Origin of the sequence: Natroniella sulfidigena, assembly GCF_023223645.1 — a bacterium.
Lineage (GTDB): Bacteria > Bacillota > Halanaerobiia > Halobacteroidales > Halobacteroidaceae > Natroniella > Natroniella sulfidigena.
Genome location: NZ_JALKBY010000016.1, coordinates 12,974 through 34,608, shown reverse-complemented (window position 1 = coordinate 34,608; position 21,635 = coordinate 12,974). Strand labels below are relative to the sequence as shown.

General features: G+C 34.4%; 23 protein-coding genes and 1 riboswitch. Of the genes, 21 read left to right on the top strand and 2 right to left on the bottom strand.

All coding sequences use genetic code 11. The annotated features are described in order from the left end of the window. Positions 1–102: 102 nt before the first annotated feature. The 7 genes from rsgA to nth all read left to right on the top strand — a co-directional run bounded on the left by rsgA (position 103) and on the right by nth (position 6,227). Positions 103–984: a ribosome small subunit-dependent GTPase A gene (gene rsgA, locus MWH28_RS10610; RefSeq protein WP_248619352.1), complete on the top strand. Its 882-nt coding sequence runs from the start codon at positions 103–105 to the stop codon at positions 982–984. A 7-nt stretch (positions 985–991) separates the two neighbouring features. Further along, the gene (rpe, locus tag MWH28_RS10605; protein ID WP_248619351.1) at positions 992–1,639 is read left to right on the top strand and encodes a ribulose-phosphate 3-epimerase; all 648 of its coding nucleotides are present in this window, start codon (positions 992–994) and stop codon (positions 1,637–1,639) included. Between the two features lie 82 nt (positions 1,640–1,721). Continuing rightward, positions 1,722–1,837: riboswitch (FMN riboswitch) on the top strand. A gap of 127 nt (positions 1,838–1,964) precedes the next feature. Further along, the gene (gene ribD, locus MWH28_RS10600; protein WP_248619350.1) at positions 1,965–3,071 is read left to right on the top strand and encodes a bifunctional diaminohydroxyphosphoribosylaminopyrimidine deaminase/5-amino-6-(5-phosphoribosylamino)uracil reductase RibD; all 1,107 of its coding nucleotides are present in this window, start codon (positions 1,965–1,967) and stop codon (positions 3,069–3,071) included. Positions 3,072–3,084: 13 nt separating this feature from the next. Further along, complete coding sequence (locus MWH28_RS10595) at positions 3,085–3,747, top strand: riboflavin synthase (protein WP_248619349.1); 663 nt, start codon at positions 3,085–3,087, stop codon at positions 3,745–3,747. Positions 3,748–3,792: 45 nt separating this feature from the next. Continuing rightward, a complete protein-coding gene (locus MWH28_RS10590) occupies positions 3,793–4,995 on the top strand; it encodes a bifunctional 3,4-dihydroxy-2-butanone-4-phosphate synthase/GTP cyclohydrolase II (RefSeq protein ID WP_248619348.1) in 1,203 nt (400 codons plus the stop codon). A 31-nt stretch (positions 4,996–5,026) separates the two neighbouring features. After that, positions 5,027–5,500 carry a 6,7-dimethyl-8-ribityllumazine synthase gene (ribH, locus tag MWH28_RS10585; protein WP_248619347.1) on the top strand — a complete coding sequence of 158 codons (474 nt, stop codon included), beginning with the start codon at positions 5,027–5,029 and terminating at the stop codon, positions 5,498–5,500. A gap of 79 nt (positions 5,501–5,579) precedes the next feature. Further along, the gene (gene nth, locus MWH28_RS10580; RefSeq protein ID WP_248619346.1) at positions 5,580–6,227 is read left to right on the top strand and encodes an endonuclease III; all 648 of its coding nucleotides are present in this window, start codon (positions 5,580–5,582) and stop codon (positions 6,225–6,227) included. Here the strand turns inward: nth and MWH28_RS10575 are convergent. Both MWH28_RS10575 and fliK read right to left on the bottom strand, forming a co-directional pair. Further along, complete coding sequence (locus tag MWH28_RS10575) at positions 6,203–6,484, bottom strand: EscU/YscU/HrcU family type III secretion system export apparatus switch protein (protein WP_248619345.1); 282 nt, start codon at positions 6,482–6,484, stop codon at positions 6,203–6,205. The genes nth and MWH28_RS10575 overlap by 25 nt on opposite strands. A 13-nt stretch (positions 6,485–6,497) precedes the next feature. Then, positions 6,498–8,027, bottom strand: coding sequence for a flagellar hook-length control protein FliK (gene fliK / locus MWH28_RS10570; protein ID WP_248619344.1), 1,530 nt, complete (start codon positions 8,025–8,027; stop codon positions 6,498–6,500). 269 nt (positions 8,028–8,296) lie between these two features. Between fliK and MWH28_RS10565 the strand changes: the two genes are divergently transcribed. From MWH28_RS10565 to carA, 14 genes are all read left to right on the top strand, one after another. Further along, positions 8,297–8,872, top strand: a complete 576-nt coding sequence (locus tag MWH28_RS10565) for a coiled-coil domain-containing protein (protein ID WP_248619343.1) — start codon at positions 8,297–8,299, stop codon at positions 8,870–8,872. A 17-nt stretch (positions 8,873–8,889) separates the two neighbouring features. Further along, complete coding sequence (locus MWH28_RS10560) at positions 8,890–9,519, top strand: uracil-DNA glycosylase (RefSeq protein WP_248619342.1); 630 nt, start codon at positions 8,890–8,892, stop codon at positions 9,517–9,519. 330 nt (positions 9,520–9,849) lie between these two features. After that, positions 9,850–11,166 carry a DUF1576 domain-containing protein gene (locus tag MWH28_RS10555; protein ID WP_248619341.1) on the top strand — a complete coding sequence of 439 codons (1,317 nt, stop codon included), beginning with the start codon at positions 9,850–9,852 and terminating at the stop codon, positions 11,164–11,166. A 288-nt stretch (positions 11,167–11,454) separates the two neighbouring features. After that, positions 11,455–11,793 (top strand): DUF5665 domain-containing protein, encoded by a 339-nt coding sequence (locus tag MWH28_RS10550; RefSeq protein WP_248619340.1) that lies wholly within the window; start codon positions 11,455–11,457, stop codon positions 11,791–11,793. A 13-nt stretch (positions 11,794–11,806) separates the two neighbouring features. Then, entirely contained in the window at positions 11,807–12,334 is a 528-nt protein-coding gene (locus MWH28_RS10545; protein WP_248619339.1) for a nitroreductase family protein, read from the top strand. 12 nt (positions 12,335–12,346) lie between these two features. Then, positions 12,347–13,045, top strand: coding sequence for a TraR/DksA C4-type zinc finger protein (locus MWH28_RS10540; protein ID WP_248619338.1), 699 nt, complete (start codon positions 12,347–12,349; stop codon positions 13,043–13,045). 100 nt (positions 13,046–13,145) lie between these two features. Next, complete coding sequence (gene lspA, locus MWH28_RS10535) at positions 13,146–13,583, top strand: signal peptidase II (RefSeq protein WP_248619337.1); 438 nt, start codon at positions 13,146–13,148, stop codon at positions 13,581–13,583. 25 nt (positions 13,584–13,608) lie between these two features. Next, the gene (locus MWH28_RS10530) at positions 13,609–14,529 is read left to right on the top strand and encodes an RluA family pseudouridine synthase (protein WP_248619336.1); all 921 of its coding nucleotides are present in this window, start codon (positions 13,609–13,611) and stop codon (positions 14,527–14,529) included. A 252-nt stretch (positions 14,530–14,781) separates the two neighbouring features. After that, positions 14,782–15,336: a bifunctional pyr operon transcriptional regulator/uracil phosphoribosyltransferase PyrR gene (pyrR, locus tag MWH28_RS10525; RefSeq protein WP_248619335.1), complete on the top strand. Its 555-nt coding sequence runs from the start codon at positions 14,782–14,784 to the stop codon at positions 15,334–15,336. A 277-nt stretch (positions 15,337–15,613) separates the two neighbouring features. Further along, positions 15,614–16,903, top strand: coding sequence for a uracil-xanthine permease family protein (locus MWH28_RS10520; protein WP_248619334.1), 1,290 nt, complete (start codon positions 15,614–15,616; stop codon positions 16,901–16,903). A 131-nt stretch (positions 16,904–17,034) separates the two neighbouring features. After that, entirely contained in the window at positions 17,035–17,979 is a 945-nt protein-coding gene (locus MWH28_RS10515; protein WP_248619333.1) for an aspartate carbamoyltransferase catalytic subunit, read from the top strand. Further along, a complete protein-coding gene (locus MWH28_RS10510; RefSeq protein WP_248619332.1) occupies positions 17,960–19,237 on the top strand; it encodes a dihydroorotase in 1,278 nt (425 codons plus the stop codon). Before MWH28_RS10515 ends, MWH28_RS10510 begins: the two co-directional genes overlap by 20 nt. A 67-nt stretch (positions 19,238–19,304) precedes the next feature. Continuing rightward, positions 19,305–20,249 carry an orotidine-5'-phosphate decarboxylase gene (gene pyrF, locus MWH28_RS10505; RefSeq protein WP_248619331.1) on the top strand — a complete coding sequence of 315 codons (945 nt, stop codon included), beginning with the start codon at positions 19,305–19,307 and terminating at the stop codon, positions 20,247–20,249. 195 nt (positions 20,250–20,444) lie between these two features. Next, entirely contained in the window at positions 20,445–21,524 is a 1,080-nt protein-coding gene (carA, locus tag MWH28_RS10500) for a glutamine-hydrolyzing carbamoyl-phosphate synthase small subunit (protein ID WP_248619330.1), read from the top strand. Positions 21,525–21,635: the final 111 nt, after the last annotated feature.

Genomic DNA, 21,635 nt, shown 5'->3' with positions numbered 1-21,635 from the left:
TTAAGGCTGAGTAAGAAATGTTTATTCTTCAATGTTTGACTCAGACTTAGCCTTAAACTTAAGCTCTATGGATTAAATTAATTCATAAAAGGGAGAGTGGTTATGAGAGAAGGAAGAGTTTTAAAAGCACTAGGTGGCTATTTTTTTGTACATGATTTTGAAAGCAAGGAAGTATATCGCTGTACGATTAGAGGGAGGTTAAAGAAGGAAGACTGTGATGTGGTTACTGGTGATTTAGTTAAGTTTGATCTATTGGATGATGGGAGTGGAGTTGTAGAAGAAAGGCTGGAGAGAAAGAATTCTTTATTTCGCCCTGTAATTGCTAACATTGATCAAGTAATTATTACTTTTGCTATTTTAGAGCCAGATTTAGATTTTAAATTATTAGACCGCTTATTAGTATTAGCAGAGGTAGCTGATTTAGAAGTAACTATCTGTATTAATAAAGTTGAATTAGCATCTTTAGAAGTGGCTAAGAAACGCCTTCTTCCGTACCAAAAAGTTGGCTATAGGGTGATTTATACAAGTGTTAAAGAAGAGCTAGGTCTAAATGCTTTAAAAGAGGTATTAAAAGATAATGTATCTGTCTTTGCAGGGCCTTCTGGAGTAGGTAAATCAAGTTTGTTAAATGCTATTCAACCAGGTTTAGAATTGAAAGTAGGGGAAGTAAGTCAGAGGATAAAAAGAGGTAGACATACAACTAGACATGTTGAGTTGTTGAGCTTAGATAATCAAGGCTGGGTAGCAGATACTCCAGGTTTTAGTTCACTTGATTTGAGTTTTATTACTACTGAAAAGTTACAGTATTTCTTTCCTGAATTTATCAATTATTTAGGTCAATGTAAGTTTAGCCCTTGTTCACATAGTCATGAACCACAGTGTGCAGTTAAAGAAGCAGTAGCAGTCGAAGAGATTGCAACACATCGTTATCAAAATTATTTGCAGTTTTTAGAGGAAGTTGAAAATAAAAAAAGGGGTTGGTGAATTTAAAATGATTAAAGTAGCACCATCAATTTTATCAGCAGATTTTAGCAAGTTAGAAGAAGAGATCAAGACTGTACAAGAAGCAGAATATTTACATATTGATGTAATGGATGGTCATTTTGTACCTAATATTACGATTGGCCCGTTGGTTTTAGATGGAATTCAAGATAAGACAACTCAAGTATTAGATGTCCATTTAATGATTGAAAATCCAGATCATTATATATCTGATTTTGCTAAAGCAGGAGCAGATATTATTACTGTTCATGCTGAAGCCTGCCCTCATTTACATCGAACAATCCAGAATATAAAACAAGAAGGGGCCAAAGCAGCAGTTGCCTTAAATCCAGCTACTCCTTTGTCTGTTTTAGAATATGTACTCGATGAATTAGATATGGTATTATTGATGACAGTTAATCCTGGTTTTGGTGGGCAGAGCTTTATTCCTGAAGTATTACCTAAAATTGAGCAGTTAAGAGCTCAGATTGAAGAACGAGGTTTAGAAGTTGATATTCAAGTTGATGGAGGAATTAAACCTAATACGACAGCAGTAGATGCTGTTAAGGCTGGGGCCAACATTTTGGTAGCAGGTTCAGCAGTTTTTGGAGTTGAAGATAGAGGACAAGCAATCAAAGAGATTAAAGCTAGTAACTGATAATTTTTTAATTACCAAATTTAGCTTAAATTTTAGTTGATTTCTTTTTGGATTCGTAGTATAATAAGATTGGAAAATAGAATAGCTTCTTCGGGAACAGGTGAAATTCCTAACCGGCGGTTATAGTCCGCGAGCTCAATGAGTTGATTTGGTGTGATTCCAAAACCGACAGTATAGTCTGGATGTGAGAAGAAGGATTAGATTTAGTATTCTTACTACTCGATATGTAAAGTTCTCGGAGTTTAATTCTGAGAACTTTTTTTATTATTCAAAATTAATGGATTAGTTGTTAATTGATCATAAATTGGAATGGAAGGTGAAAGTAGTGGGAAAAGAGAAGTATATGAAAGTAGCGTTAAATTTAGCTAAAAAAGCAGTAGGTAGAACGAGCCCTAACCCTTTAGTTGGAGCAGTAATTGTCAAAGATGGGGAAATAATAGGAACAGGTTATCACCATTATGCTGGTAGTCTTCATGCAGAGGTTAATGTACTTAAGAAGGTTGATCAAGAAGCTAAAGGAGCTACAATGTATGTTACTTTAGAACCATGTTCCCATTATGGCAAAACACCACCTTGTGCTAAATTTATTATTGAATCTGGGATCAAAAAGGTGGTTATAGCTATGCAAGATCCAAATCCTAAAGTAGCAGGTAAGGGTATTGAGATGTTAAAAGCTGCTGGTGTAGAGACTGAAGTAGGTCTGTTAAAAGAAGAAGCTGCCCAATTAAATGAAGATTATATCAAATATATGGAGACCAATACTCCATTTGTGATCTTGAAGAATGCTATGACTTTAGATGGAAGGATTGCTACTAAAAAAGGAGATTCTAAATGGATCACAGGAGAAGAATCTAGAGAATTTGTTCATCGTTTGAGGGATCGAGTTGATGGAATTTTAGTTGGAATAGGTACAGTTTTAGCAGACAATCCACGATTAACAACTAGACTTCCTGAAGGTGGTGAAGATCCTGCCAGAATTGTGTTAGATGAAGAATTAAAGATTCCACTAGATGCTAAGTTAGTTACTCAAAACTCTTCAGCACCTACAATAATTGCTACTACAAAAAAAGCTGATCAATCTAAAAAAATAAAGTTGCAAGAAGCTGGGGTAGAGATAATTGAAGTAGAGACTGAAAACAGGGTTGATTTAGAAGAATTATTAAAGGAGTTAGGAAACAGAGAAATTATAAGTGTATTAGTTGAAGGAGGAAGCCAGGTAAATACTTCCTTCTTGGAAGCTGAGCTTGTTGATAAATTATATTACTTTATTGCTCCTAAAATCATTGGTGGAAAAGATGCAGTACCTGTAGTAGCTGGTACAGGAGTGGATAAAATTAAAGCAGGGATTAGCATTGAAGAGTCGAAGATTAAAAGAAGTGGTGATGATTTTTTAATAATAGGCTATCCTAAATATAAGGAACTAGGTGTATAAAAGGAGGTTAAGCATGTTTACTGGAATTGTTGAGGAAATTGGAAAGATTAAAAAGATTGAACATGGAAGCAATTCAATTGCTTTAACTATTCAAGCTAACAAGGTTTTAGGAGATGTAAAGTTAGGAGATAGTATTGCTACAAATGGTGTCTGTTTAACTGTAACTGACTTTAAAGAGAATGAGTTTACAGTTGATGTGATGCCTGAAACGTTAAGAAATTCTAGTTTAGCAGACTTGAAGATAGGGCATGAAGTTAATTTAGAGCGTGCATTGCGAGTTGGAGATCGTTTAGGAGGACACCTTGTTTCAGGTCATATAGATGGGGTAGGGAGTATTAGAGCAAAAAAGAGAGAAGATAATGCTGTAGTAGTAACTATAGCACCTCCTAAGGAATTATTGAGATATATTATACCTAAAGGTTCTATTACTATTGACGGAGTCAGTTTGACTGTAGCTCAATTAGAAGCTAATACGTTTGATATTTCTTTAATCCCTCATACTGCCCAAATTACAATTTTAGGAAAAAAGAATGTAGGTAATAAGGTTAATTTAGAAGTTGATTTAATAGGGAAGTATGTGGAAAGGATGATGGAGTTTAGTGAAGAAGAGGAAGAAGGTTCTGATTCTAATATAGATATTAATATGTTAAAAGATAAAGGATTTTTATTTGCATAAGTGCAGTTTACTATTAAATATCAAATAACTTAAGGAGTGATTGAAATGGATTTTCATTCAATTGAAGCAGCGATTGGAGATATTAAAGAAGGAAAGATGATTATAGTTGTTGATGATGAAGATCGAGAAAATGAAGGCGATTTATTGATGGCTGCTGAAAAAGTAACACCACAAAGTATCAATTTCATGGCAACTCATGGGAAGGGACTTATTTGTTTACCGACTACAAAAGAGCGAGTAGAAGAATTAGAACTATCTCAAATGGTAAAGAATAATACTGACAGTCATGAGACTGCTTTTACAGTTTCTATTGATCATAAAGATACTACAACAGGAATCTCTGCTTTTGAGCGGGCCAAAACTGTTGAAGAGGTCGTCAATCCTGAAGCAAAACCAACTGATTTTGCTCGACCTGGACATATTTTTCCTTTAGAGGCTAAAGATGGTGGAGTTTTAAGAAGAGCTGGTCATACAGAAGCAGCAGTAGACTTAGCTAAATTGGCTGGTTTATATCCTGCTGGTGTTATCTGTGAGATTATGTCCGATGATGGTACTATGGCTCGAGTTCCAGAGTTAAAGGAGTTTGCTCAAGAACATGATTTGAAGATGATTACTATTAAAGATTTAATTGAATATAAAGTTAAGAAAGACAATTTAGTTCATCGTGTAGCCGAGATTGAATTACCGAGCAAGTTTGGTGATTTTGAAGCAATAGGATATGAGACTGATGTTGATGATAAATGCCATGTAGCTATTATTAAAGGAGATATTGAAGATGCAGAAGAGGTTTTAGTTAGAGTTCATTCAGAATGTTTAACAGGAGATGTATTAGGATCTTTAAGATGTGATTGTCGTGATCAGCTAGGAGTGGCTTTAAAAAGGATTGAGGACGAAGGAGTAGGGGTTGTCCTTTATATGAGGCAAGAAGGTAGAGGAATTGGCCTAGCTAATAAATTAAAGGCATATCAATTACAAGATGAAGGTAAGGATACAGTTGAAGCAAATCGAGAGCTTGGTTTTGATGATGATATGAGGGATTATGGAGTCGGAGCACAAATTTTATCAGATCTAGGTTTAACTAAGATTCAGTTGATGACAAATAACCCTCGTAAAATAGTAGGTTTAGAAGGTTATGGTTTAGAGGTAACTAAGAGGGTACCACATCAAGTTGAACCGAACGTAGTAAATAAACATTATTTAGAGACGAAAAAAGAGAAGTTAGGACATATGTTAGAGAATAATTTTTAAAATAGATTTATAAACTAGAGGAGGTAATAAGATGCAAAAAGTAGGAAAAGTTTATGAAGGAAAATTATTAGGAGAAGGGTTAAAGTTTGGAGTTGTATTGGGGAGGTTTAATGAATTTATCTCTACTAAGTTATTGAGTGGAGCTCTAGATGCATTAAAGCGGCATGGTGTTAAAGAGGATGATATTGAAGTGGCATGGGTTCCAGGAGCTTTTGAGATTCCATTGGTTGCTAAAAAGATGGCTAAAAATGATAAGTATGATGCTGTTATCTGTTTAGGTGCTGTAATTAGAGGAGCTACACCTCATTTTGATTATGTCTGTTCTGAAGTTTCTAAAGGAATTGCTAAGGTCAGTTTAGAAGATGAGTTACCGGTTATGTTTGGGGTAATCACTACTGATACTATTGAACAAGCTATTGAACGAGCAGGTACTAAAGCTGGAAACAAAGGTTGGGAAGCTGCTGTTGGAGCTTTAGAAATGGCTAATTTGGTTGAAGAATTTTAAATAAATGCTAAATGAAAATATTAGATAAAAGAAGGTTATCATATGATAGCCTTCTTTTTATCTCTGAAAGGAGACAATAATGAAAGAATTAAAGTCTACTGAGGAAACTTGTGAGATATTAGAGATCTTAAAGGAAAAATATCCAGCACCTGAGACTGAACTAAATTATAACAACCCTTTTGAATTATTAATTGCAGTTATCCTATCTGCTCAATCAACGGATAAACAGGTTAATAAGGTTACTGCACAATTATTTAATAAGTATCAGACTCCAGAGGATTTTGCTAATTTAACACCAGAAGAATTAGCAACTGAAATTAGGGGAGTAGGTCTGTATCGTAATAAGAGTAAGTATATTATTAAGACCTGCCAGATGTTACTTGACAACTATGAAGGGCAGATTCCCCAGACTAGAAAAGAGTTAATGAAGCTATCAGGGGTAGGGCGTAAGACAGCTAATGTAGTAGCAAGTGCAGTATTTGGGGTAGATGCAATTGCAGTTGATACCCATGTATTTAGGGTGTCAAACCGGATTGGTTTGGCTGCTAGTGATAAAGTAGATCAAGTAGAGCAAGACTTAATGGAGGTTATCCCTAAAGATTTATGGTCTGATGCTCACCATTGGCTTATATTTCATGGTCGTAATCTATGTAAAGCTAGAAATCCTAACTGTTCAGAGTGTCCAATAATTCAATATTGTGATTATGCTAAATCTTCTAAATCATAAATAAAACTGAGTATTTCGGCTACAACTCGGTATAATTCTTCAGGAATCTCTTCTCCTAAGTTCAATTGTAATAAGATTTTAACAAGGTCTTGATCTTCTGTAATTGGGATATCAGCTTCTTTAGCCTGTTTAATTATCTGTTGGGCCAAATCTTTTCGTCCTTTAGCGATTAAGGTTGGAGCTGAATCTTGTTGTGGGTCATATTTTAATGCTACTGCTTCTTTTTCTTCTGAGCTATTTTTTTGATTAGAACTCATTATATTCACACTCCTAGATTTTTAAATCGATAGTTGTTAATTTTAATTGTTGGGATGTAGTTGAGTTATCAGTGGCTAAGTTACAAGTTAGTGCTCTTACTTGATAGTTATTAGCTTCCAATTTAGTCTTGAACTTATCTAAGTGCTGATTAATTAAATCTACAGTTTTAGCTTGATCACTCTTAAATTGGGCCCAAATTTTTTTATTTTTGATTTTGATGGTTGCTTTAATTAGACCAAGTTGTTCAGTTTGAAAATTGATAGAAAAATTTAAAGGGTTACTATTATTATTTTTATCTTCTTTAGCTTCCTTTTTAGCTTCTTTAGTGATTTTAATATGAGCTAAATTCAAATCATTTTGAAATAACAATGGTAAAAAGATTGAAAAATTATCATTTGAATGATTAAGAGCCTGTAAGCTAGTTAGTTGTTTAAGCAATTTTTCTCCTTCAGATATATCTTTTGGAGAAGATTGATTAAATTGAAATAGAAATTTCAATAAATTAGTTGTTTGATTATCATTTAAAGAAAGCTTATTAATTGTATTTGATATCTTTTTAGAACTTAGATTATCGGAAGTAATGACTGTTTCTTCTAATAGATTTTTTGTTTCTTCTCTTAAGATATTAACTTCTTCTGTTGTAGATAAGTTGAGCTCTTGTTGTAAGTCATTATAAAGTTCTTGTGGTAAATTTTCTTTTAATGTTATCAATAATTCCGGGTTTTCTTTGAGTATTATTTTAAAGTTTGGGGATATTATATTTGAGAAATTTATATCAGCTTGACTAGTAGTCATTAAATTGATCAACTTTTCAAAACCAGCAATTAAATTATCATCAGGAGACCAATCTATTTGCTGAACTAGTTTAGTTAAATTATCAGTTGAAAAATCTTCTAAATTTTTACTAAAGAGCATTCTTTTCAATAATTGGTCTGTAGAATTTTCTTGTAGATTATTTTTAATAGTAGTTAAATTATTTTCAGTTAATTCTATATTGAATTTATTCATTTCCAATAATAATTCTTTTTCTTCTGGAGTGGGATTGAAATTTAGATCTTCAATTATTGCTTCAATACTTTTCTCTGAATTATTAAACTCTTTCCCTAAAGAATCAAAATCTAAGTCAGTTTCATTTAATTGGATTAATAATTTTTCAAAGCTATCTTTTAAATTAGCTGTTAAGTTGGTCTGTTCTTTGAATAGATCATAAAATTTAATATTGAGAGGAAGTTCAAGTTCTTTCAACAACAGAAATGTTTTAATCTTATCTGTTAAACTTTCATTATTTGACTCTGCAAATTGAGTTAAAAATTGATTTAATTCTGAAACTAACTCTTTTTTGAGAGGTAAATTTAATTTTAATAACTCCGTGATGATAGCTTTATTTAATTTATTATTTTCTAAATTTAATTTATTTATTAATTCAGAAGCTGTTGCATTTTCTACTAAATTTTTTTTCGATTTTTCATCAATTAAATTTGACTTTTTGCTATAATTTAAGTTATACTGTTTTAGTGTTGATGTTTCTTTAATTTTTGTCATAGTTTTCACTCCTTAAGCTATCTAATTAATAAACTTCGTTTTTTATGAGAATAAACCTGCTTTCTTTTTAAATTAGTTAAGATGATTCTTTGGCAGGTCTTTGGAGTGTAATTGTTGAATTTATTTAATAAAGTGTCTTGGTTCAAGGAGTTTCATAATTAAAGTTTGCTTATAGTTGTTTTACATATATTACAAGATTCTTCTATAACAACTAGCAATAAAAATTTTTTCTATGAAACTCCTTGAATTTTAATAAGGGAGTTGATATAATGTCTGTAGTAGGTAAATATAGGGAGCTAAAAATTAGTGATTGTGATATAAAAAATTTGTTTTTGACATTAGGTTGTTTAGTAATTAGAAATTACTCTAAAATGATTTTGAAATATGATGATCGATTAACGGCTGAGATAAAAAAAAGTTTGATTTTAGTACTTAATAACTTACAAATTTGTAGCCAATTACAGAGTAGAATTTTTGCTTTGCGAGAAAGAATTAATGAGATGAATTTAAAGTTGAATGAATTGGCTGAGTTTCAAACTGACCTAAAGAAAGAATTAGAAGGTCAACAAGAAAGATTTAATAAATCATTAAATAAGAAAGAAGAAAAATTAGCTCAATTAAATAAAGAGAATATTAATTCACTATTGAAGATAGGAAAGCTGTTTTATCAGCATAAGTTATTAAATGAAAAAGAAGAATTTGTTCAATTATATAATAAATTAGATTTTTTATTAGATGAGGAAGATAAAGTAGTTGAGGGAGGTGAGCTATTAGGCGAAAATTTAGATAAAAAGCAGGCTGAACTTTACAATTTATTACAACCGTACCCCAGTTTCTTAGCTTGATTGTAGGAGGAAATTAAATGCTATTTAATTCTAAACAGCAGTTATTGTCACAATCAGAACATAAATTTGAGTCATTACAGGAGATAAAAGATATAGCACTTAATTGTCAACGCTGCAGGTTAAGAGCGGGGTGTAAGCAAGTTGTCTTTGGGGTTGGTAATCGCCAGGCAGATTTAATGTTTGTTGGAGAAGGGCCAGGTGCTGATGAAGACCGACAAGGGATTCCTTTTGTTGGGCGAGCAGGTCAATTATTAAATAGGATTTTGACTGAGGCAGGGATAGATAGGGATGAAGTATATATTAGTAATATAGTTAAATGTCGTCCTCCTGAGAATAGAAAACCAACTGAGACAGAAATGAAGACTTGCTTATGGATTTTGGCTCAAGAGATAAAGTTTGTTGATCCTAAAATCTTAGTTCCTTTAGGCTCTACTGCTACTAGAGGTTTGTTAAATCCTAAGGCTAAGATTACCAGAATGAGAGGACAATGGGTTAAGCGAAGGAGTTACTATTTATTACCTACTTTTCATCCGGCTGCTTTATTATGGGATGAAAATAAGAAGTTACCAGTTTGGAAGGATTTTTTAAAGATAAAAAAAGCTTATGAGAAATATCTAAAGCTCAAAGCAGAGGGTAAAGAGGTATAATAAATAAAAACATTGTTTTTTCAATTGTCTGAATTTTAACAATAATAAAACTGATTTAATATAATATAATATAAAGAGTGGACTTATTTTTATCGTTAGAATTATCTGAATTTTATCAATATTGAAATTGTATTAATTATAATATCGCAGAATTATATGAATTTTAGTATTATTAATAAGCTCTTTTATTTTTTTAGCTAACTGATATAATTATAGTAGTATTTTTATAAACTTGTCAGGGGGTTTATAAAAATTGATTAGCTGAGTAGAACAAAATAAAAAGATAATTGAGCTTATAAAATAAAATTATGAGAGGGGAGTAGAGTGGGTATGCAAAAATCAGTAGATTTAGATCTTCAAGCAGATGGAGGGGTCAGACAAGGAGTAATTCCTAAGCAATTAGAAGAGACGGAAAGAAGTAAGTTTGTGACAATGTTGGCTTATGCTGTTGTAGTGATGTTATCAAGTTTATTATTTAACACACCACAAGAAATTTGGGTTGGTTTTCAAAGGTTGACTGTATCTCCTAGTATATTAGTCTCTGACTATATGGAAATAGGTAATGTAGGTGCAGCTTTCTTTAATAGCGGTTTATTAATGATTGTTTCTATTTATCTAGCTAAAATTAGTGATATAAAGATGAATGGAACGATAGTGGCTGCTGTATTGACAGTAGGTGGATTTGCTTTCTTTGGTAAGAACATCTATAATATTTGGCCAATATTCATTGGGGTTTATTTTTATTCAAGAGTACAAAAGGAAAGCTTTGGTAAGTTTATTTTACCAGCTTTGTTTGGTACTGCATTAGGTCCATTAGTTAGTCAGGTTAGTTTTGGATATGATTTACCGACTACAACTGGTATTGCTGTAGGGATCTTTTGTGGGATTTTGGCTGGTTTTATTGTACCACCTTTAGCTAATCATGTAATCAAGTTTCATCAAGGATTTAACCTTTATAATATTGGTTTTACAGCGGGAGTTACAGGTACTTTATTTATGGCGTTTTTTAGAGCGTTTGGCTTTGAAAATCCTACGACAATGATTGCAGCTGAAGGTTATAATTTTGAACTCAGTATTTATTTTGGTATTATGTTTATCTCAATGATTGTTTTAGGGTATTTATTTAATGGTCGTTCTTTAGAAGGATATGATGATGTTTTAAAAGTACCAGGACAATTAGTAGCTGATTTTGTTACATCGCATAATTTTGGTTTAAGTTTAATAAATATGGGACTTATTGGTTTGATGTCAACTGGTTATGTAATTTTGGTCGGAGGTGAAATTAACGGGCCAATAATCGGTGGTATTTTAACAATCGTTGGTTTTGGTGCTTTTGGAAAGCATGCTAAGAATATAGTTCCATTATTTATAGGAGTTTATTTAGCAACTTTATTTCAAGTTTGGGAAGTTAACTCCACTGGAGCTTTATTGGCTGCGCTCTTTGGAACAACTTTAGCACCAATAGCAGGTGAATTTGGTTGGAAGTGTGGAATTTTAGCAGGAATTGTACACATGTCAATGGTAATGAATGTAGGTAGCCTACATGGAGGAATGAACCTTTATAACAATGGTTTTGCTGGAGGAATAGGAGCTGCTATACTTGTTCCGATTTTAATTGCTTTGAAAAATGAACCTGAAACAGAGTAGTTTTGAGTTTGAGCCTAAGTTTGAGGTTGAATAAGAGTTAAAACATTATATCTTTAAGAGTTGACTTAAGTTCAACCTTAAACTTAATCTAAAGTTGCCGTCAGGCAACTTTTTTTTAGGAAAATATGATTTTTAGAGGTTTTGGATAGCTTTTATCAGTTTGTATTTGTTGGTTTTACTTAAACTCAATCTTAGACTTAAACTGAGTTGCCATCAGGCAACTTTATTTTTTTTTGTATTTTAAACTTACTTTTAGGATAAATTAATATTTAGTAAGGGGGAAGATTAATGAACGAAGATTCTTCTAGGGATTTAATCCAAGAAATTAAAGATAAAGAAAGAGTAGACGAAGGAAGCATCGATAGATTAGAAAGATTGATTGAGAAGTTTATTCTAAATGCAGAAAAGATGCAGATGGCTGAATATATAGAATTGTTTAATTCGCCTAAGCGATTGATCTACTTTAATTTTGTAGCTGGGTTGGCCCGGGGGTTTGGGATTGCAATTGGATTGACTTTACTAGGAGCAATCTTTTTGTCAATTTTATATAGATTAGCTGATTTAAATCTTCCCTTGATTGGAGAGTATATAGCACACCTGGTTAGAATAGTTCAACAACATTTGTAAAGGAGGTATTAAGATGACTAAAGATGTAATCCAAACAATTAAGGATCGAGCAAGTGTTAGAGCTTACAAACCTAAAGAAGTTCCAGAAGAAACTCTAGAAAAGATATTAGAAGCAGCTCATTTGGCACCGAGTGCAGGAAATATTCAACCTTGGGAATTTTTTGTAGTTAAAAATCAGGCTAAAATTGAAAAGTTAACTGAAATTGCTTATGGACAGGAATGGATGACTCAAGCACCAGTAGTAGTTGTGATCTGTACTAATCCAGATTTATCAGCTGCTAAGTATGGTCAGCGAGGAGAAGAGTTATATGCCCTGCAAGATACCTCTGCTGCTATTGAAAATATGTTATTAGCAGCTGAAGGCTATGATTTAGGAAGTTGTTGGGTTGGAGCTTTTGATGAACAACAAGTAAAAGAAGTATTAGAGTTGCCAGCAGAGTTAGTGCCACTTGCCTTTGTAACAATTGGTTATCCTGAAGGTGATAAAGAAGAGGTTAGACCGCAAAAAGAGTTAGATGAAGTTACTACTATTATTAATTAAGGCGGGGGAGAAATGGAAAATTTAAGTCATTATAAGCAGAAATTAATGGAGGAAAAGGAAGCATTATTAGAGGAAGTAGATCATTTTGATAATAGAGGTTATGAAGGATTGGATCATAAGCTGCGAGATTCGACTGGAGAATTATCAAATTATGATAATCACCCTGCTGATGGAGGAACTGATACCTTTGATCGTAGTAAGGACTTAGGATTAAAGGATAATGATCGAATAATTCTTAAGATGATAGATGATGCTTTAGAAAAGATTGAAACTGGGGATTATGGTTTATGTGATGCTTGCCACCAAGAGATTGATCCGGAACGTTTGGAGGTAATGCCCTATAGTACTTTTTGTTATCAATGTAAAGCAAAGGTTGAAAGAGTGCCCGATGATGCGGATCGACCGATGGAAGAGGACTTATTAGGAGAGTTACATGGTAGGATGCAGATGAATTTGGATTATGAGGATAGTGTAATCTATGATGGTGAGGATACTTGGCAAGAGTTGGCCCAATATGGAACTTCAAATACCCCATCAGATCTGCTTGGGGCACATAATGATGATGATAGCTACCTGAATGCCGATGAAGAAGTAGGTTTGGTAGGTTGGGGTGAAGATATTATTGATCAAGAAGCAAGTGATTTTACAGAGCAGTTTGAGGATGAAGAATCCCACTTAACAGGTCAAAGAAGGAAGGATGATAGGGAGTAGGCACTTGCTTACTTCCTTGTTTTTTTATATCAAGTATGCTAAAATATAATAAGTTTAGACTAGATAAGAAATAATAATTTTAAAGGTTGGAGTGAATGAAATGGCTGTCTTAATTAGTTTAATTTTAGTGGTGATTTTAGATCAGGGTACAAAGTACTTGATTATGGAAAATTTAAATTTACATCAATCAATTCCAATAATTGAAGATATATTTCATTTAACTTATATTCGCAATCAAGGGGCTGCTTTTGGAATTTTACAGGGGCGATTAACTTTTTTAATTATAGTTACTATATTAGCTATAATTTTATTGATTGTCTTTTATAATGAATTGCCTGTAGATAATAGGTTTAATCGTATTATTTTAGGAGTAGGAATTGGTGGTGCATTAGGAAATTTAATTGATCGAGTTAGATTGGGTTATGTTGTTGATTTTTTTGATTTTAGAGTCTGGCCTGTCTTCAATGTTGCAGATGTGGCAATTGTTCTGACAGTTTCTATTTTCAGTTATTGGGTATTGATAATTGAAGGTAAATAATATTTGAATTAGATGGAGTGGTATTATGTCTAAGACACGAGATTTTAAGGTTAATGCTGATCAAGCTGATTTGCGGATTGATAAATTTTTAACTAATCAAAATAAAGATTTATCAAGAAGTTACATCCAAGAGTTAATAAAAGATAATCAGATTACTGTTAATGGTAAAGAGGTTAAGAAGAGTTACCAAGTACAAATAGGGGATGAGATAAAGTTATCTTTCCCTCAAACAAAAGAGGTTGAGTTACAGGCTGAGGATATTCCGCTAGAAGTTATTTATCAAGATCAGGACTTAATAGTAATCAATAAACAGCCTGATTTAGTAGTGCACCCGACACCTCACTATCAAACTGGTACTTTAGTACATGCTTTATTATATCATTGTGATAATTTATCTGGAATCAATGGGGAGATTAGGCCTGGAATTGTTCATCGTTTAGATAAAGATACGTCAGGAGCAATTGTAGCTGCTAAGAATGATACAGCTCACGTTAATTTGGTACGACAGTTTGAAAGAAGAGAGACCAAAAAGATATACCAAGCATTGGTAGAAGGGCAAGTTAAATACAATCAAGGTAAGATAGATGCAGCTATTGGACGTGATCCTAAGGATAGAAAGAAGATGGCAGTGACCAGTAAAAATAGTAAGAAAGCAGTTTCAAAGTTTAAGGTGCTGACTAGATATCAAAATTATACTTTAGTAGAAGTAGAGATCAAGACCGGTCGAACTCATCAGATTAGATTACATATGGATTATATGGGCCATCCAGTAGTTGGAGATCAACTATATGGATCTGTTGAAAATGAGTTAGGGGCCAACCGCCAACTGCTACACTCAACTAAATTAGGGTTTTATCATCCTCGAACAGAGGAGTGGCAGGAATTTGCAGCACCTATTTGGGATGATATGGAAAGAATAGTCTCTAAATTAGATGATAAGAACTAATTAATAAAATTTCTTGACAAGTTAGGAGTTATCTGATAGGATTTTAATGACAACTGAATCTGAAGACCTTTAAATTAGTCCAGCGAGACTAGTAAGGGGAATTTAGTCATTAGGTAGGGATTAGTTTATCTATTGACTCCTAAATAAATTTAGTCAAACTCCTTGCTGGAAAAGGAGTTTTTTTGTTTATCAATAAAATTTGTTGAATAAGTTTTCTATTAGAACTTGAGCAAGGAGAGGAGAGGAGCGGGAGTGGAGCTAAAGGAAAAAAAAGAGTTAATCGATCAAGATGGAATTAGGAGAGCCTTAACGAGAATTTCTCATGAGATTATTGAGAAGAATGAAGGGCTTGATGATATAGTGGTGATTGGGATTAGAACTCGAGGAGTACCATTAGCTAATAGAATTGCTGCTAAGTTACAAGAAATAGAAGGAGAAGAAGTAAAGACAGGTACTCTAGATATTACACTCTATCGAGATGATTTAACTACTATAGCCAATCAACCAATTGTCCATCAGACCAAGATTCCATTCGATATTACAGATAAAAAGATTATTCTTGTAGATGATGTTTTATATACAGGTCGAACAGTTCGTTCTGCCTTAGATGCTTTAATGGACTTAGGGCGTCCGCAAAATATTCAATTGGCTATTTTGATTGACCGAGGCCATCGTGAGCTTCCAATTAGAGCTGATTATGTTGGTAAGAATTTACCAACTTCTAAGCAAGAGGTTATCAGTGTTGATTTAGAAGAAGTTGATGGAGAAGATCTTGTAACTTTAAAAGAGTATGTCGGTAAAAATTAAATAAAAAATCCCTTTTAAGTTAGTCCTGTGAGGCTAATAAAGGGAGTTAGTGGATCTACATAGATATTCTTCTATGGGTTTATTGACCTCCTTTATGCCTAATTGGGCTAAGGGAGGTCTTTTTGTATATAAATAAGTTTAAGTTCAAGTCTGAGTCTAAAGCTAACCCCTTCTGTTTTTAATGGTTGGCTTAAACTTAATCTTAAACTTAATCTTAAACTTAGGTTATCAATTAACTTAATATAGATGATAAATTATTAGCTAAGGGGGAATAGTAATGATTAAAAGGATTGAAGAACATAATTTAGGTTTTAGTAAAATGATAGTTTTAGCGATCCAGCACTTATTTGCTATGTTTGGAGCTACAGTCTTAGTTCCGAGCTTGACAGGTTTAAATCCAGCAGTTGCTTTATTTACCTCCGGTTGTGGAACATTAATCTTTCACTTAATAACGAAAAGAAAGGTTCCAGCTTACTTAGGTTCTTCTTTTGCTTTCATCGGGCCAATCATTGCTGCAAAAGAAGGTTATGGCTTACCAGCAGCTTTATTGGGATGTCTAGTAGCAGGGATTATTTATATTGTCATGGCAGGTGTGATTAAGAAGATAGGGGTAGATTTTATTGATGAATATCTACCACCTGTTGTAGTTGGCCCGGTAATTATGACGATTGGGCTAGGATTGGCCCCGACTGCTAAGGATATGGCAACTGAGCACTTACCAGTAGCTATCTTTACTTTAGCAGTGACGATAGCAGTCAGTGTTTTAGGAAAGGGTATGTTTAAGGTTATTCCAATTTTGATAGGGATTGTGAGTGGATATTTACTTGGATTAATAACCGGAATTGTTGATCTTACTCCAGTTATTGAAGCAGAATGGTTAGCTTTACCTCAGTTTACTTCTGCTTTAGAGGTTGAATCTATTGGAGCTGGTATTTCAGCGATTGCTTTGATTGCACCGGTAGCAGTAGTAACAATGGTTGAGCATTTAGGGGATGTTCTAGCTTTGGCTAAAACTGCAGATAAAGACTTCTTAACAGAGCCTGGTCTACATCGAACTTTGTTAGGAGATGGTGTAGCTACTTTATTTGCCTCATTAACAGGAGGTCCTCCTAATACAACTTATGGTGAGAATATAGGAGTCTTAGCAATTACGGGTGTGCATAATCCAGTAATCATTCAATTAGCTGCGGTAATTGTAATAGCAGTCAGTTTTGTGCAGAAGGTAGGAGCAATTATTCAGACAATTCCTGTAGCAGTAATGGGTGGAATTGTAATCTTATTATTTGGAATGATTGCAGCAATCGGCTTAAGAACTTTGATTGAGAATCAAGTAGATTTAAGTAATAATCGTAACTTAGTAATTGTATCGACTATCTTAGTGATTGGAATCAGTGGTATTTCATTTAGTATTAACTTCGTAGAAGTAGTAAACTTCTTACAACTTGATGGGATAGCAACAGTCAGTAGAGCGGCTAATGTGATTGAAGTTTTAGAGTTACAAGGAATGGGTCTGGGTGCAATTGTAGGTATAGTATTGAATCGCTTATTACCGAATCAGACGGATTAAATTAAGCTAAATCTCGGTTTTATATGTGGTTAAAGCGAATCTTTATTACAATACAATGTACAGTTTTTAAAGTCTTTAACTGTCAACTGTAAACCGTAAACTGTACACTGACAAAATGGAGGTGGCTAAAGGTGGTCTGGGAGCGAAGAAGTTTGTTGGGTTTAGAAGAGTTAAGTAAAGATGAGATTGAATTGATTTTGGAAACAGCTAAATCTATGAAGGATGTTTTAGCAAGACCGATTAAGAAGGTGCCGACGTTACAAGGAAAATTAGTGGTTAATCTTTTTTATGAGCCAAGTACTAGAACAAGTTCATCATTCAGTTTGGCTGCTAAAAGACTGAGTGCAGATAGTATGGGACTATCTGTCAAGAAAAGTAGTGTGGTTAAAGGAGAGAGTCTGCTTGATACTGCTAAGACTTTACAAGCATTAGGTGCAGATGCAGTAGTGATTAGGCATGGAATTCCAGGAGCAGCAAAGTTATTGGCAGAAGAGATCAATATTCCTGTTTTAAATGCTGGTGATGGTGTTCATGAGCATCCGACCCAAGCCTTATTAGATATGTATACGATTATGGAGAAAAGGGATAAGATTGCGGGCCAAAAGATTGCAATTGTAGGAGATATTAAACATAGTCGGGTCGCTCGTTCTAATATCTGGGGGTTGAATAAATTAGGAGCTGAAGTAAGGGTTATAGCACCTAAGACTTTATTACCAGTCGAGGTTGAAAGGTTAGGAGTAGAAGTCTATACAGATTTAGAAGAAGGAGTTAAAGATGTAGATGTGATTAATTTATTAAGAATTCAACGAGAAAGGCAGGATAAAGGATTCTTTCCTACAATTAGGGAGTATGTGAAATTTTATGGGTTGCGTAAGGAGCATTTAGAGTTGGCCCGTGATAATGTAACACTAATGCATCCTGGGCCAATCAATCGGGGAATTGAGATTTCAGCAGAGCTGGCTGATAGTAATCAAGCAGTAATTGAAGAGCAGGTAACGAATGGGGTAGCTGTCAGGATGGCTTTATTATACCTTTTAATTAGGGGAGGAAGTAAAGATGAAAAAGCTATTACTTAAAGGTGGAGAAGTTGTTAAGCCAGCAGAGAGTAAGAGAAAGCAAGCAGATCTTTTAATTATAGATGGAGAGATAGCAGAGATTGGAGTTGACTTAGAAGTAGCTGATGCTAAGGTTGTTGATGTCGAGGGTAAGATAATTAGTCCTGGTTTAATAGATATTCATGTTCACTTAAGAGAGCCAGGTTTTGGACATAAAGAAACTATCAAAACTGGAACTGAAGCTGCAGCTAAAGGTGGTTTTACTGCAGTTGCTGCGATGCCTAATACCGATCCTGTAATAGATAATCAATCATTGGTTAAATCTGTTCTAGCAAAGGCAAAACAAGAAGCAGCAGTTGACGTCTATCAGATCGGAGCAATTACTAAAGGAAGCCAAGGGAAAGAGTTAGCTGAGATTGGTTTAATGTATGAAGAAGGAGTAGTTGCTATCTCTGATGATGGCAATTCAGTAATGAATGCGGAATTAATGAGGTTGGCCCTAAAGTATGCTCAGGACTTTGATTTGACAGTGATTTCTCACTGTGAAGATGATAATTTAGCAGGAGATGGTGTAGTTAATGAAGGTTATTATTCAACTATAACAGGGTTGAATCCGATTCCTGCTAGTGCAGAAGAAGTGATGGTAGCTCGGGATATATTATTGGCGGAGGAGCTAGGAACTAAAGTACATATTGCCCATATCAGTACTGCAGGAGCGGTTGAATTGGTTCGGCAGGCTAAGAGTAGAGGGGTCGATGTAAGTTGTGAAGCAGCTCCCCATCACTTTGCCCTAACAGATGAATTGATTACTTCATTTGATACCAATACTAAGGTTAATCCTCCCTTAAGGAGTGCAGCAGATGTAGCAGCGATTAAAGAAGGGTTGGCTGATGGAACGATTGATATTATAGCTACTGACCATGCTCCTCATACTATAGAGGAAAAGAGAGTAGAATATGATTATGCTCCTTTTGGAATTTCAGGAATTGAAACAGCTTTAGGAGTGGTATTGACGGAGTTAGTAGAGCCTGGTATTTTGAGTTTGGAAGATGCATTGGCTAAGTTGACTATCAATCCTGCTCAGCGATTGAATTTGACAGGTGGGAATTTAGCAGTAGGAGCTAAAGCCAATTTAACTGTAATAGATTTAGAGCAAGAGTGGGTAGTAGAGCCTCAAGAATTTATTTCTAAGGGGAAGAATACGCCATTTGCTCAAACTGAATTGAGAGGTAAAGCAGCACTGACAATCGTTAATGGAGAGGTAGTTTATCGTGATTAGTAAATTAGTCACAAGTCATAAATTACAAGTTACTAATAACTAATAACAAGTAAAGGAGTTAGTTATAATGAATTTTGCAGATAGATTAATGGGGAAAATAGATCAAAAGCAGAGTCATGTCTGTGTAGGGCTTGATCCTCGATTGGATAGGATTCCTGAAGAGATTAAGAAAGAAGCAGTAGAGAGATGCGGTGAGACAATAGAGGCTGCTGCGTGGTCATTATTTGAATTTAACTGTGGGATTATTGATGCAATAAAGGAGCATGCTCCGGTTGTTAAGCCACAGTTAGCATTCTATGAAATGTATGGTTCAGCAGGAATTGAAGCTTTTGAGAAGACGGTTGATTATGCTAAGAAGCAGGATTTATTGGTCTTAACAGATGGTAAGAGAAATGATATTGGTTCAACTGCTCAAGCTTATGCTGATGCTTATTTAGGTCAGCAAGAGATCGGGGAAGATAAAAAATTGAAGGCAAGGTCTGATGCTTTAACTGTAACTCCTTATTTGGGTCATGATGGGATTGGCCCTTTTCTAAAGAATTGTGAAGAGTATCTAAAGGGGATCTTTATCTTGGTTAAGACCTCTAATCCTTCTGCAGGTGAGTTACAGGATCTAGAGTTAAATACAGGAGCTAAACTTTATCAAAGACTGGCTGAGTTGGTAGTCGAGTGGGGAGAGGATTTGATTGGGCAGCGAGGTTATAGTTCAGTAGGAGTTGTAGTGGGAGCTACTTATCCTCAAGAAGCTGAGAGGTTAAGAGAATTAATGCCTCAAAATTACTTTTTAGTACCTGGCTATGGTGCTCAGGGTGGAGGAGCAGATGATGTTTTACCTGCTTTTAACCAAGATGGCTATGGAGCTGTTGTCAATTCTTCACGAGGAATTATCTTTGCTTATCAAGAAGAACAATATAGTAACGACTACCAGCAGGCTGCTGAAGAAGCAGTAGTTGGGATGAAAGAAGCGATCAATCAAGCCTTAGCTGGAGCAGACAAATTGGCTTGGGGGTAGTATAAAAATAAGTTTACAGTGTACAATGAACAGTGTACAGTAGATAGAAAAAATCAAAAGCTTAAAAAATTAAAATTTCTAAAAAGGATTATACTACAGAGTTAGAGTTATTTTAATTTTAAGGTTTTAAGGTCTTTAACTGTCAACTGTAAACCGTAAACTGTACACTGCTATTAAACTGAAGGGGGTTATCAAATGCGAGAAGCAAAGTTGGTTTTAGAAGATGGAACCGTTTTTAAAGGGCAAGCTTTTGGAGTTGAGGATAAAGCTGAAGGTGAGATTGTCTTCAATACTGGAATGACTGGTTATGAGGAGATTTTGACCGATGCTTCTTATAAAGGTGAGATTGTAACAATGACTTATCCAATGATCGGAAATTATGGAGTTACGAATGAAGATGTTGAATCTTATACTTCTCATGTTAATGGGTTTGTAGTTAGGGAGTTTTGTAATCAACCTAGTAATTGGCGGGCCAAAGAGAAGATAGATGAGTATTTAAAGAGAATTGGAATTGTGGGAATATCAGGGATTGATACTAGGGCTTTGACGAAGAGATTAAGAACTGAAGGTACAATGAAAGGGGTTATTACTACTGCTGATAAATCAGAAGAAGAATTGATTGCAGAAGCAAAAGCAGCTCCTGGTTTATCAGGTCGAGATTTAGTAAGCCAAGTAACTCCTGATGAGATTTATGAAGTAGGAGACGGAGATTATAAGGTAGTTTTGATCGATTGTGGGGCGAAGAAGAATATAATTCGTTCTTTAACAGGGCGAGATTGTGAAGTAACTGTGGTACCTGCGGATACTTCTGCAGAAGAGATTTTAGATTTTAATCCTGATGGAATTATGGTTTCTAATGGGCCAGGAGATCCAAAGGATGCACCTTATGTGGTAGAGACAGTTAAAGAATTGATGGGCGAAGTTCCAATCTTTGGGATTTGTTTAGGTCACCAGATCATAGGGTTGGCCTGTGGAGCAGATACTTATAAATTGAAGTTTGGTCATCGAGGTGTCAATCACCCAGTTAAAGATTTAAAGACAAATCGAGTTTATATTACTTCTCAAAATCACGGTTTTGCTTTAAAGGATGAATCATTAGAGGGATTAAATTTAGAAGTAACCCATATCAATGCTAATGATCAGACAGTAGAAGGATTGAAGCATAAAGAATTACCGGTCTTTTCTGTCCAGTATCATCCAGAGGCGGCACCAGGACCTGAAGATTCTCACTATTTATTCGATCACTTTATAGAACTGATGGAGAAAAGCTTATAAAACAATTGACAGTTGACAATTGACAATTTACAGTTAAAATCTTTGTTAGGTTTTGAATTTTGAAGTTAACTATCAATTATCAATTATTAACTAGCAACTGATTTTTTGAGG

Coding starts and splice junctions, on each gene's coding strand:
- rsgA (WP_248619352.1), top strand. CDS start 103: ATGAGAGAAGGAAGAGTTTTAAAAGCACTAGGTGGCTATTTTTTTGTA.
- rpe (WP_248619351.1), top strand. CDS start 992: ATGATTAAAGTAGCACCATCAATTTTATCAGCAGATTTTAGCAAGTTA.
- MWH28_RS10595 (WP_248619349.1), top strand. CDS start 3,085: ATGTTTACTGGAATTGTTGAGGAAATTGGAAAGATTAAAAAGATTGAA.
- MWH28_RS10590 (WP_248619348.1), top strand. CDS start 3,793: ATGGATTTTCATTCAATTGAAGCAGCGATTGGAGATATTAAAGAAGGA.
- ribH (WP_248619347.1), top strand. CDS start 5,027: ATGCAAAAAGTAGGAAAAGTTTATGAAGGAAAATTATTAGGAGAAGGG.
- nth (WP_248619346.1), top strand. CDS start 5,580: ATGAAAGAATTAAAGTCTACTGAGGAAACTTGTGAGATATTAGAGATC.
- MWH28_RS10575 (WP_248619345.1), bottom strand. CDS start 6,484: ATGAGTTCTAATCAAAAAAATAGCTCAGAAGAAAAAGAAGCAGTAGCA.
- fliK (WP_248619344.1), bottom strand. CDS start 8,027: ATGACAAAAATTAAAGAAACATCAACACTAAAACAGTATAACTTAAAT.
- MWH28_RS10565 (WP_248619343.1), top strand. CDS start 8,297: ATGTCTGTAGTAGGTAAATATAGGGAGCTAAAAATTAGTGATTGTGAT.
- MWH28_RS10560 (WP_248619342.1), top strand. CDS start 8,890: ATGCTATTTAATTCTAAACAGCAGTTATTGTCACAATCAGAACATAAA.
- MWH28_RS10555 (WP_248619341.1), top strand. CDS start 9,850: ATGCAAAAATCAGTAGATTTAGATCTTCAAGCAGATGGAGGGGTCAGA.
- MWH28_RS10550 (WP_248619340.1), top strand. CDS start 11,455: ATGAACGAAGATTCTTCTAGGGATTTAATCCAAGAAATTAAAGATAAA.
- MWH28_RS10545 (WP_248619339.1), top strand. CDS start 11,807: ATGACTAAAGATGTAATCCAAACAATTAAGGATCGAGCAAGTGTTAGA.
- MWH28_RS10540 (WP_248619338.1), top strand. CDS start 12,347: ATGGAAAATTTAAGTCATTATAAGCAGAAATTAATGGAGGAAAAGGAA.
- lspA (WP_248619337.1), top strand. CDS start 13,146: ATGGCTGTCTTAATTAGTTTAATTTTAGTGGTGATTTTAGATCAGGGT.
- MWH28_RS10530 (WP_248619336.1), top strand. CDS start 13,609: ATGTCTAAGACACGAGATTTTAAGGTTAATGCTGATCAAGCTGATTTG.
- MWH28_RS10520 (WP_248619334.1), top strand. CDS start 15,614: ATGATTAAAAGGATTGAAGAACATAATTTAGGTTTTAGTAAAATGATA.
- MWH28_RS10510 (WP_248619332.1), top strand. CDS start 17,960: ATGAAAAAGCTATTACTTAAAGGTGGAGAAGTTGTTAAGCCAGCAGAG.
- pyrF (WP_248619331.1), top strand. CDS start 19,305: ATGAATTTTGCAGATAGATTAATGGGGAAAATAGATCAAAAGCAGAGT.
- carA (WP_248619330.1), top strand. CDS start 20,445: ATGCGAGAAGCAAAGTTGGTTTTAGAAGATGGAACCGTTTTTAAAGGG.